Source organism: Ornithinibacillus caprae, assembly GCF_009728145.1.
Classification (GTDB): Bacteria; Bacillota; Bacilli; order Bacillales; family Amphibacillaceae; genus Ornithinibacillus; species Ornithinibacillus caprae.
This window is the reverse complement of sequence record NZ_WOCA01000003.1, coordinates 253,567-265,322: the sequence shown is the minus strand read 5'-3', so window position 1 is coordinate 265,322 and position 11,756 is coordinate 253,567. Positions and strand designations below refer to the sequence as shown.

Genomic DNA, 11,756 nt, shown 5'->3' with positions numbered 1-11,756 from the left:
AGAAATAAACGAAATAAAGGGCGGTAAAGAAAGACATCGTCGCAACCGTTCTTAGTGGTTTTTTCGAGGAGTGCCTGTCACCTGTCGATTTTCGACAGGTGACAGGCACTTGTCATTTTTTGTCGAAATAAGAATGTTTTCTATGGATATAATATAGGTGATTGTAACTTTTTTAATATGGGAGGTTCATATCGTGTCTGAGGAAAATAAGAACAAAAACAAAGACAAGGGTAGACAACGAAACGTGCTTAAATATAATACAGAGCCAGAGCGTGGGAAAGACGATGTAGAGCTTGCTGAGGATCGTGAGTTTTTAAATATTGATGGTAAGCGTAATAAAAGAAAGAGATAAGAAAAAGGAGGCATACTCACAAAGAGCATGCCTCTCTTTCTTCAATGAAGTACTCTCCTTATACATTGCTTTCTAAATGCAACAAAAAATGTGGTAAAATGAAGCATAGCTTTTAAAATAAGGGAGTACGTATGTATGGAAAATTACCTTAGCTTCGCTGAAATACAAAATAGATGTGAAAAGTTAAAAGATAATTATCAAATAGATGAAGATAAGTTTTACGAAATCGTGGAAAACTGGGCAGAAGAAACAGAAATATCAACGGAACAAAAACTAATAGCTAGCTTTTTCGAGCTTTTACAGCAAGTAAGTAATGAGATTACTAGTATGGAAGAAGAAGTAGAACTACAAGCAACCTGCAGAATGGGTTGTGCCTTTTGTTGTTACTTCCCAATTATTGTAAATGGTATGGAAGCAAAGTTCATGAAAAAAGCAATAGACAAATTCCCTGTATCTAGAAGAAATGAGATTCAACAACATTTAACTAGATATTATCAAAAATATGGGGAAAAGCTGGAAGAATTAACAGTGGTTGATTTTGAAGAGGACGAGGACTTTAAGTTGAATTATCGAAAAAGTCTTGTTCCATGTCCGTTGCTAGACACGGAAACCAACAAGTGCTTGGCCTATGAGATTAGACCAATTCCATGCCGGACATACATGAACTATACAGATCCAAACGTCTGTGAGCAACATTTAATGCCAAAAGAAACTATTAGCTTTGAGTTCTTATACGGAGAATACATGGGTGCACTGAATGAATTTCTTCAGTTTTTATATGAAGAAGGAGATACCGCGTTTATCGAATATCCAAATGATGTGTACACGCATGATTACTTAGTAAACTGGCTAAAAGAAGAACAGTAAAGCTTTAGGTGAACTGGATGGGGATTCAGTTCATTTTTTTAAGCAGAAAGAAAAGTACACTTATCCTGCATAAGTGTAACGAAGGCTTTCACTATAAAGGCTTGGCAAATGACAAGTTTTCTAATAAAAGGGGAGATAGTGATGCAACCATTATTACACGGAATTGTTCTTGCCTTTGGATTAATACTACCTTTAGGTGTTCAAAATGTATTTATATTTAATCAAGGAGCAATACATAAAAAATTTCGTTATGCTCTACCAGCTATACTGACGGCAGGTGTAAGTGATACGTTATTAATAACTTTAGCTGTTGCAGGTGTTTCCCTAATTGTACTAAATTTTACTTGGTTACAAAGTGTTATGTTACTTTTTGGGTTTTGTTTTCTTATCTATATGGGTGTGGTGATGTGGAGAAGTTCATCTGAAAAACAAGTAGAGCAAGCAGAAAGCTATTCTCCTAAGCGACAAATTATCTTTGCTGCATCTGTCTCTTTACTGAATCCACATGCGATCATGGATACAATTGGTGTGATTGGGACGAGTTCGATTGTATATGAGGGATTGGATAAGTGGATTTTTGCACTTGCTTGTATTGTTGTATCATGGATGTGGTTCTTTGCCCTAGCAGTGGTAGGAAAGAAGATTGGTCAGCTAGATATATCTGGACGATTTTTAACTCGACTGAACCAAGTTTCTGCAATCATCGTATGGGTTATGGCGATATTCATGGGCTATCAATTTATGAATCTTACATTCTTCTAAAAATTCTTGAAACCTTTCTTAAAAATGTAACGTATATATAACTGTACATTTTAATCAATAAGGGGTTGAATTTTTTTTATGAAGAAATGGATGATTTCCATAGCTATGGTAATGTTAGCAACAGGTCTTGTAGCATGTGGAAGTGAAAGTGCAGAAGAGGTTTACACGAATGCAATGGAAGCAGCAGAGAACATGCAGAGTGCAGAAGTGATCATTTCCATGAACCAGGAAATGAATCTACCTAGTGAGAATGCTACGGTTCTAATGGAAAGTGATATGGAAGGATCCATTATTACGGATCCGGTTTCAATGCATCAAAAGGGTACGATGGCTATGAGTATGGAAGGGGATGGAATGGAAAATGAAATCCCTATGGATGTGGAAACAGAATTTTATTTAGTAGATAATGAAATTTACATGTTTGAATCTTTCTCAGGTCAGTGGATGAAAGCAGATGAATCAATGGTTCCAATCGATACATTAACGAGTAATCAACCAGATGTTTCCGAGCAGTTAGAAATGATGGAAGAATATGTAGAGGAACTTGATTTTGAAGAGAGTGATGATGAATTTGTTTTTAAATTAACAGCAAATGGGGAAGACTTTACAGAATTAACGAAACAAATGCTGGATGAGTATATGCCAGAAGATATTACAGCAGAATTAGGTGACATTACGGAAGTTCTAGAAGATATGGAGATTCATAATCTTGATATAGAAATGTATATTGATAAAGAAAGCTATGATTTAACGAAGTATAATATTGATATGGAAATGTCAATGACGATCGAAGGAGAGGAAATGAATATCATCCAAAAGGTTGATACTGTATATAAAAATATCAATTCAATTGATTCGATTGAAGTTCCTCAAGAAGTTCTTGATGCCGTTTAACCAAATGAAATCCGTGCCTTTAAGGTGCGGATTTTTTTACCTTGGCAATAGCCACGTTTTCTAAAAAGAATTCGGTGAATTCTAAACATATTGTCGATCTTGCCGATAGTTAGTAGGAATGAAAATATAGATAGAAAGAGAAGGTACGTATGATTAAATTAACTCGGTCTTTTATTGTTATTATTTTTATTTTTTTAATTGGGTGTAGCCCAGGTGAACTACTATCATTGGCATCCTCTTTTTCAACCGATACGTTACAAGAGTATTATGATGCAAAAGAGTACGAACAAGCATTGGAATATGTAGAAGAACAATTGGAGCAACATCCAGATGACTATGTATTACTTGCAGAACAGGGATATCTATTAATGGAAACAGGTCATCCCAATGAAGCGCTTGATGCAATAAATGCATCACTTGAGATTGAAGATGAAAATGAAGGAGCTTATAATAACAAAGCATGGGCATTAATTGAACTAGAAAGATATGAAGAAGCAGTGGATGCTGCCAAAATAGCCATTGAAATGAAGCCTGATGAAGAAGAAGAATTCATAAACATGGGAAATGCACTTTCGGGGATGTATCGAGATCAAGAGGCATTAGTTTATTATGAAGAAGCTCTAGAGATTAATCCTGAAAGTACATATGCGTTAATTGGAAAAGGAATTGCACATTACTATTTAGGTGAGCCGGAAAAAGCGCTTGAATCATTGAATGTATACTTGGAGCTAATACCAGAAGACGTGGATGCACTTTGGTATGTTGTGTATGCACATGATGATTTAGGTAACTTAGATGAAGTATTAAAGTATAGTGAACAAATGATTCGTGATTACAATGATCAGGATGCATATTATTACAAAGCTTCTGTTTTAGAGGAGCTAGAGCAGTGGGATGAAGCTTTAGTTGCCTATGATCAACTTATTGATCAATATCCTCAAGACGCAACAGCGTATTACTGGAAAAGTCGTGTGTTGATTCAACAAGATCAAGTAGAAGATGCATTTTCAGTTCTGGAAAAATCCATTGAAATGGACCCATCTTTACGAGAATGGGCTCTTGAAGATGAAGTATTCCAAGCATTTCAGGATGACAAAGCATTTCAAAACATAATCATTGGGGAATAAGGGAATCATAACGAACAACTAAATCGTAAAGTTGTTCGTTTTTTTTTTCAGATAGGAAAGTATTACTTTTTTATCCTGCATAAGTGCAACGAAGGCATTCACCATAAAGGCTTGGCGAATGACAAGTTTTCTAATATTTTCGATGAAAAACAATATGATTATGGAAAAAGTAAGGGGAATCCACTACATGAAGGTTAGATTAGAAATAGTTTATCGAACGAAAAAGGGTACGGAAACATCATTTGTTTCAGATTACATGCAATCCAGCAAAGCATTATTAATCGTAGAAGACCTGGAAAAAACAGGACGTTTGAAGGAAATAACGTTGATTGATAGTCATGATACGTCATGGACAACAAAGGAATTGAAGAAACAGCTTGAAGGAATTCAAACGGAACCACATGATGTAACGATATATTTTGATGGTGGATTTGATTTGAAAACCAAAAAGTCTGGATTAGGGTGTGCCGTTTATTATCAACAAAATGGAAAGTCATTTCGACTACGAAAAAATGCACATGTAGATGAATTAGATACGAATAATGAAGCAGAATATGCGGCATTTCATCTTGGGTTACAGGAAATCGAACAATTAGGTGTTCACCATTTACCTGTAACATTTGTAGGGGATTCACAGGTTGTTATTAACCAATTAAATGGAGAATGGCCAGTCTATGAAGAGGAATTATCAAAATGGGCGGACCGAATTGAAGCAAAATTACAGGACTTAGGGATTCAGCCAGAGTATGAGCTGGTTTCTCGTAAGCAAAATCGAGAGGCAGATCATCTTGCATCGCAAGCATTAAAGGGAGTTGAAATTTCTAGTGTGATCGAGATGGAAGAGTAAATTACTACATACGGTTAGTTAGGTACTGCACCAAATGATTTTTTCAATTAATTGCAACTTTTTAAAATTTAATTCGTAGGAATTAGTAATAATCTTACGAGGGGGAGTTTCATGTATAAAGGTTATGAAGCAAAGCATATGTTTATGGCTGCTGCTATCGGAATATTATTTTTGTCGCCAATCCTTCTGTTATTAATTCCTTCCTTTGTTGCTAATAGCATCCATCATACGGATAGCTGGTTTGTTATCGTTCCTGGAAAAAGTTATGCGGTATATGCTTTAGGTTTTCTCTTTCTATTTTTAGCCGCATTAATTCCTTTTTTGTTAGATGTTCGGAAAAAGTCGATTCTTATTAGTGTGATCTTTTTTCTGTTAAGTTCGACCTCCTTTGTAATTGCTTCTCAAGCTTATACTTCCTTATCTGATCAGTCTATTTCTTATAATTACCTACTATCTAATGAGCCCTATACCTACTCCTGGGATGAAATTGATCAAATTGTTTATTACGAAATACCTCGTGAAGAAGGTTTTTCTATCTATGAATTTCATTTCTATGATGGAAATCGGATTGAAATAACGGAGAATGGAATTATCTGGGGATTACGAGGCCAAATCCGAAACAGACTAGAAATAGCAAATAAATTCGTAGAATATGTAGTAAGGTAGGTGCCTGTCACTTGTCGAATTTCGACAAGTGACAGCCACTAGTAGTGTAGTTGACCGCCTTGTATATGGGTGGTTGTTTTAATTGTTTCTTTTGGGAAGATAAATGTCCAGGGTAAGCTGGTCTTTGGTTTTAGTGTAAAGTGTTGGATCGTAAATGAATGGGTTGCTATTCGGTTATCTCCTACAGAATACGTAAGCGGTTGTTGATGAAACATATAGTCCGTATCCCCAGTATTATGTATGAGAACGGTTACTAGTAATTCCTCTCTATGGTTGGTGGCCACTTGTAATGGTGTAAACGATATCTCTTGCTCTTTGGCTATCGTTGTCAGTTTAAAGACTTCCTCAATGTGTCTTCGATCTTCAGGCGCTATAGTTTTTTCCCACTTAGGCTCAAAAATTAATGTTTGCATATCATACACTCATTTCTATTATTGTTTCATACATAAAATTATAAGCTGAATTCATTGTTTAAGCAAAGTAATTCATGTGTTGAAACTATTTTAGCAGATAGTATAGACTTCCCTATCCTGCTTAAATGCAACTAAGGCTTTTGCCATAAAGGCTTGGCAAAAGCCAAGTTTTCAAATCATTTAAAATCTCTCAGCATACTACCTATCCGTAAACTTTTATGCATAAAAGTTGTAGTTTATGGAAAAGAGAAAGAGAGAAACTATTTTAATTGATTGAGGGTATGAGATGACCAGATCTTCTCTTATTAGGCGGTTAAAATTAAAAAAACAACAACAAATGAAACAATCTTCGAAGACCAGTAGCAAGCAAATCGAGATTACGAAAAACCTAGATGAAAATATAAAAAACTTAAAAGAAGTTTTGGGTGACCCAGGTGATTTGATTGTTCGTGAGCTTATTATTGGTGGAATCGAATCGAGAGCTGCAATTATATACATAAGTGGATTAACGGATGAAAATCTGATAAACAATAATATCTTAAAAGCAATTCAATTGAATTTAAAGGAATTTGAAGGGGAGATACTAGAAAAAATTCATAAAGAGGTAATTGCAGTTACCGATGTAACAAAAGCTGAAGCAATGGATGAAATTTCTTTTGCAATATTAAATGGAAATACAGCTCTATATGTAGATGGATCGGAAACGGTTTTATTATTGGGGACGATTGGTGGAGAAAGTCGCCCCATTGAAGCCCCTGCATCGGAAACATTAATTCGCGGTCCCAGAGATGGATTTGTTGAAAGTATTGAAACGAATATGGCACTCGTTCGTCGAGATATTAAAGACCCGAATTTACGATTCAAAGCCCATGCAGTCGGAAAGCGCTCCAAGCAAAAATTAGTTGTGTGCTATCTGGAAGGAATAACAAATCCTGAAATTGTTAAGGAAGTCAATCGTAGACTTGAAACAATAGATATCGATTATCTTTCCGACTCGTCCTATGTTGAACAGTGGATAGAAGATAGTTTTTTATCTCCTTTTCCACAATTACTCAACACGGAACGCCCTGATAAAGTGTCTTCCGATTTAATGCAAGGGAAGGTTGCTATTTTAGTTGATGGAACTCCTTTTGCATTACTAGCACCTATTACGATAGGTGATTCATTACATTCCATGGAAGATTATACACAAAGATGGTTAACCGCTAGTTTACTTAGATTATTGCGGTACCTCTCCGCATTTTTCGCTTTGTTTCTACCAGCTCTATATATTGCACTAGTATCTTATCACCCTGGAATGCTCCCTAGTACATTAGCCTATTCGATAGCTGCAACAAGAGAAGGCGTTCCTTTTCCAGGAGCTGTTGAAGCGATTTTAATGGCGATTACATTTGAGATTTTACATGAAGCGGGAATTAGGTTACCTAAGGCTATTGGTCAAACAATTGGAATTGTTGGTGGTTTAGTTATTGGAGAAGCTGCAGTAAGTGCGGGGATCGTTAGCCCTATCATGGTTATAGTCACTGCTTTAACAGCAATAGCATCCTTTAGTGTACCTTCTTATAGTGTTGCTATAACATTTCGAACATTACGCTTTGCGTTTATGGTAGCAGCTGCTCTCTTAGGTTTATATGGGATTATCCTTGTTTACATTATGGTTAATATTCATATTGTAAATTTAAAAAGTATAGGAGTACCTTATTCCACTCCTTTTTCACCAACGTTTACAAAGGATTGGAAGGATTTAATTCTTCGTTCTCCAATTACATCTTTAACGGAGCGTACTACATACTTAAAGCCAAAGGATCATCGTTCAAAGGATATTAAACCAGAATAAAAGGAAGGAATAGTAAATGAGTACGTTTAAATATGGTGATGAAAAAATAACAAGCCGTGAAATTATGATCGCTATTCCTTCTATGATAATTGCAGTAGGAATTCTCACGTTTCCAAGGCATCTAGCTGAATTAACAGTTGCATCTGATGGATGGATTTCCATTATTATTGGAGGTCTGATCGCTATTTTACTTACTTGGTTGGTAGCAAAAATAGCCTCTAATTTTCCAAATCAATCGTTTCTTTCCTATGCTTCAACATTAGCTACTCGTCCAGTAGCGATCGTATTGACGTGTTTTTATGTTATTCAAGGAATTTTGATCACTGCATTTGAAGTTCGAGCAATTACAGATATTTCTCATCAATTCTTGTTTAATGAAACCCCTGTTGAAATTGTTGGATTAACATTTTTACTAGTTGTTGTATATGCAGTTTCAGGCACGAGAGCGGGTCTATTTCGTCTTAATGCTATGTTTTTACCAATTATTTTTTTTACTACTTTATTATTAATCATATTTTCTATCGCATTTATGAAAGGGAGCAATTTGCTTCCTGTATTAAAAACCGATCTTCAAGGACATTTGCAGGGAACGATGAAGAGTACACTATCTTATACAGGAATTGGTATCCTGTTTTTTTACATATCACTTGTCAAAAACCCTAAGAAGGCACCTAGTCGAGCTGCATTTGGAATGGGGTTGGTTGTGGTGGTTTATAGTGCCATTTATCTAACTACTATTGCAGTATTCGGAGAAACTGCGACAGCAAACATTCGCTTCCCATTAATCGAGTTATCAAAAACAATTGAGATTCCAGGTGGTTTTTTTGAGCGGTTAGAATCGATATTTTTTGTAATTTGGATCATGGCTATCTTTACGACAACAGCAATGGCACTTGATATTGCTGTGATGGCATTAAACTCTATTTTTCCAAATGCTAATAAGCTTAAAATTATATTTTTGTTGTCCCCAATAGTCTTCTTTATTTCAGTCCTCCCGCAGGACTTTATGGACTTAGGGACATTTGGGGACTATGTAAGCTATACTGGATGGGGATTAACTGGAACAACGGCAATATTATTAGGTATATTGTATAAAGTAAAAGGAGCGAAAAAACGTGGTAAATAAAGGGTATCATCAGCTTTTTATATTTCTTGTGCTCACACTTTTGCTTTCTGGATGCTGGGATGAAATAGAGCTAGAGGATAGGGCATTTGTTTCAGGAATTGGTATTGATTTAGTGGAATCACAGGGGCAAAATAATATATTTGAATTAACGGACCAACTTGTTGTTCCAGCTGGACTTGGTTCTCCAACAGAACTTAGTGGGGAAAAAGCCTACCGTAATTTAACTCAACGTGGGGATAGCTTATTTGAAATTAATGCAAAAATATCAAAACAGGCAAATCGAGTATTAAATCCAGATCATTTAGAGGTAATTATTTTTTCAAAGGAGGTTGTGGAAAAAGAAAATTTAGTTGCTGATCTTCTCGATGCTTTCCTCCGTCATCAAAATATGCGAAGAGGTGTTTTGTTAGCGATCGCTGAAGGGAAGGCTAAGGATTTACTATACGTAGAAACCGAGCATGCGAAGCTACCAGCACAATATCTTAGTGAACTTCTTGTGAATAGAGAAATACCAGAAACGATTGAACCAATACGAATTGGAGATGTCCATGAAAAAATACTTAACAATCGCAGCTTTATCCTTCCTGAGTTAGCCGTTTATGCTGATAATAGTGTTAACTATCAAGGAATAGCAATTTTTCAAGGAGTATCGAAAAAGTTGGTTGATACCATAACTGGTGATGAAGCTAAAGGATTGAATTTCATTCGTGGAGAAAATCAAGAAGGGAGCATAACAGCAGATGTAGAAGGAAAGAAAACAACTTTCTCCGTTTTGGAGGGGGGGAGTAAAATCAAACTTACCAATAAGGATAAGAATAACCTTTCTTTTCAAGTGGATATTGAGGCTACTGTGCAAATTGCCGAGTATTTTGGAGAGATAGATTTTTATAAGAAAGAAAACAAGGCTAAGTTCGATAAGGCCTTAAAAGACAAGCTTACCAAGGCAGCTGAAGATGCAGTAAAAAAGGTAAAGGATGAGTTACAAGTTGATGTGTTTAAATTTGATGAATATCTTCGGATGCATCATTACAAATTATGGGAAGTGATTAAAGAAGATTGGGACCATGGTGAAAATTACTTTGCCAACAGTGATCTAAACATAAATGTGAAAGCAACTGTCCGGGAGCCAGGTAATACCATTCGAATTAAACAAGATGGAGGAGGAAAATAGCGAATGTGGCAGATGATTGTGGAGCGAATGCCGTCTTTACTAGGATGGTTTTGTACATTACTAGCATTTCTCGTACCATATGTAACCTACAAAATTAATCAACATTTACATCGTACAGCTGATCCGCCGTGGAAAAGGGAGGAGAACAGTTCAGGGGGATCTTCTTGACGTTTATTTTCTTTATATTAGTAGTAAAGGGCGGTATCCCAAACTATCTTATCTATACAACAAGAGGATTCTGCAGATATTCATATCGGACACGAATGATTTAGTTGATAAATAGTCGAATGATTGCAGCGATTGCGGTGATAGTGCTTAGCCCTGTAGCGCACAGCCATTTTATGATTTTTACTTGGCTCGCATGAAGTGCAACTTCCATTTTCTTGTGAAAGTTTTCTAGTTCAACTTTGGTAACCAACTCTTTCTCTCTTATTAATTCATCAATTTTAACAATTACATCATTCGCATCCATTTTTGTCTGTATAGATTGCTCCAGCATATCTATTTTGGTTTCCAACTCCTTTATTCTTAATTCATAGACCTCCTGTTTAGATTTTGAATCTCGTATAGTTATCACTCCCCTATACTATCTGCAAAATCCTCATACTATAAGCTATTCTCAGTCAAGAACATTTGGAAAGGCTATCCTATTATTTTTAAATAAAATTCTCTCTTTCGACGAAAGTAAACATAGATTTTACTTTTGTGGGAGAATATAGGAAGGAGGATACCAGAAAACAAGGTGAAACATAGATTTTCATTTTGTACCAATGCTCTGTATATTACTTGAGTATCTCCCAACTTACCCCCAAACTTCCTTCAAGACATTGCGAAATAATTGATTCAAATCTTCCGTACGGTTGACAGACTTCTTTTCTACTGATGTTACTTCCTTATGAAGTTGTTGCCATTCCAGATTTATGTAAGTAAGTATACGATCCATATCTATATGATCTATTACTTTATTTTTGGTAATTTTATTATGTGCTAACAGATGAATGGCATCTCTCAAAGAACTATTAGGTATAAGGGTATGGACCAGTGTATGGAACTTAACCGGAGGGAATTGTTCATAATTGTTAATCCACCTTGCGGCAAGAACAGGTCGTACCATATTGAGATAGAGTTTGATGTTTTTTTGCTGATCTATTTTTTTCATATTTGTTTTCGTCATATTTAGGTAATGTAGAATACAGGCTTTCGCATTGAAATAAATGGGCTGTAATTCGTTTACATAGTCAATAGCGGAAAAAGCTTGATAGTAGATAATATCAGAATGTAACCATTCCAGTAATGATGGGTTAGATTTTCTGAAAAGCCTTAATGCTTTCGTGAGTTCCCAACCTGTAATATCCAATTGTTTATTTACCGTTTTTTCTATGACATCACGCTTATTGATAACAGGATCAATACTTAAATAGTAGCTAGTAGGATGGACATAGATAAAACGAACATCATAATCACTATCACTAGAAGCAAGTCCCCATGCTCTGCTACCAGCTTCACATGCAAATAGTATTTTTATCTCATAGTCTTTTTCTAATTGTTTCAGCGTTCTTAAAATGGTGTCTTTCATAAGGTTTCCCCCTATTCTTGTTATTCGTATATACCATCATTATAGAGCTTGGCGAATACCAAGTTTTCTAATAGTTTGAAACAACTGGTAGACACTTATACTAATTGTCTATTTTTGG

14 protein-coding genes are annotated in these 11,756 nt (G+C 35.6%); 11 read left to right on the top strand and 3 right to left on the bottom strand.

Annotated features, from left to right (window positions below):
• Positions 1-193 precede the first annotated feature (193 nt).
• From GMD78_RS21310 to GMD78_RS06420, 7 genes are all read left to right on the top strand, one after another.
• Complete coding sequence (locus GMD78_RS21310; protein WP_246187580.1) at positions 194-352, top strand: hypothetical protein; 159 nt, start codon at positions 194-196, stop codon at positions 350-352.
• A 135-nt stretch (positions 353-487) separates the two neighbouring features.
• Complete coding sequence (locus tag GMD78_RS06445; RefSeq protein ID WP_155668012.1) at positions 488-1,219, top strand: YkgJ family cysteine cluster protein; 732 nt, start codon at positions 488-490, stop codon at positions 1,217-1,219.
• 141 nt (positions 1,220-1,360) lie between these two features.
• Positions 1,361-1,981 carry a LysE/ArgO family amino acid transporter gene (locus GMD78_RS06440; RefSeq protein ID WP_155668011.1) on the top strand — a complete coding sequence of 207 codons (621 nt, stop codon included), beginning with the start codon at positions 1,361-1,363 and terminating at the stop codon, positions 1,979-1,981.
• 78 nt (positions 1,982-2,059) lie between these two features.
• Complete coding sequence (locus GMD78_RS06435) at positions 2,060-2,875, top strand: DUF6612 family protein (protein ID WP_155668010.1); 816 nt, start codon at positions 2,060-2,062, stop codon at positions 2,873-2,875.
• Between the two features lie 149 nt (positions 2,876-3,024).
• A complete protein-coding gene (locus GMD78_RS06430; protein ID WP_155668009.1) occupies positions 3,025-4,002 on the top strand; it encodes a tetratricopeptide repeat protein in 978 nt (325 codons plus the stop codon).
• A gap of 187 nt (positions 4,003-4,189) precedes the next feature.
• A complete protein-coding gene (locus tag GMD78_RS06425; protein ID WP_155668008.1) occupies positions 4,190-4,849 on the top strand; it encodes a ribonuclease H family protein in 660 nt (219 codons plus the stop codon).
• Positions 4,850-4,960: 111 nt separating this feature from the next.
• On the top strand, positions 4,961-5,515 hold the full coding sequence (locus tag GMD78_RS06420; RefSeq protein WP_155668007.1) for a hypothetical protein: 555 nt from the start codon (positions 4,961-4,963) through the stop codon (positions 5,513-5,515).
• 38 nt (positions 5,516-5,553) lie between these two features.
• Here GMD78_RS06420 and GMD78_RS06415 read toward each other — a convergent pair whose 3' ends face one another.
• The gene (locus tag GMD78_RS06415) at positions 5,554-5,928 is read right to left on the bottom strand and encodes an SLAP domain-containing protein (RefSeq protein WP_155668006.1); all 375 of its coding nucleotides are present in this window, start codon (positions 5,926-5,928) and stop codon (positions 5,554-5,556) included.
• A 286-nt stretch (positions 5,929-6,214) separates the two neighbouring features.
• On the opposite strand from GMD78_RS06415, the gene GMD78_RS06410 reads away from it, so the two are divergent.
• From GMD78_RS06410 to GMD78_RS21305, 4 genes are read left to right on the top strand one after another with little or no spacing between them, the layout of a single operon-like run.
• Positions 6,215-7,765 (top strand): spore germination protein, encoded by a 1,551-nt coding sequence (locus tag GMD78_RS06410; protein WP_155668005.1) that lies wholly within the window; start codon positions 6,215-6,217, stop codon positions 7,763-7,765.
• Between the two features lie 16 nt (positions 7,766-7,781).
• The gene (locus GMD78_RS06405) at positions 7,782-8,891 is read left to right on the top strand and encodes a GerAB/ArcD/ProY family transporter (RefSeq protein WP_155668004.1); all 1,110 of its coding nucleotides are present in this window, start codon (positions 7,782-7,784) and stop codon (positions 8,889-8,891) included.
• Positions 8,881-10,062: a Ger(x)C family spore germination protein gene (locus GMD78_RS06400; RefSeq protein WP_155668003.1), complete on the top strand. Its 1,182-nt coding sequence runs from the start codon at positions 8,881-8,883 to the stop codon at positions 10,060-10,062. Before GMD78_RS06405 ends, GMD78_RS06400 begins: the two co-directional genes overlap by 11 nt.
• Positions 10,063-10,065: 3 nt before the next feature.
• Positions 10,066-10,230, top strand: a complete 165-nt coding sequence (locus GMD78_RS21305) for a hypothetical protein (protein ID WP_196493746.1) — start codon at positions 10,066-10,068, stop codon at positions 10,228-10,230.
• Positions 10,231-10,330: 100 nt separating this feature from the next.
• Here GMD78_RS21305 and GMD78_RS06395 read toward each other — a convergent pair whose 3' ends face one another.
• Positions 10,331-10,639, bottom strand: a complete 309-nt coding sequence (locus tag GMD78_RS06395) for a hypothetical protein (protein WP_155668002.1) — start codon at positions 10,637-10,639, stop codon at positions 10,331-10,333.
• Between the two features lie 225 nt (positions 10,640-10,864).
• Positions 10,865-11,638 (bottom strand): nucleotidyltransferase domain-containing protein, encoded by a 774-nt coding sequence (locus tag GMD78_RS06390; RefSeq protein ID WP_155668001.1) that lies wholly within the window; start codon positions 11,636-11,638, stop codon positions 10,865-10,867.
• Positions 11,639-11,756: the final 118 nt, after the last annotated feature.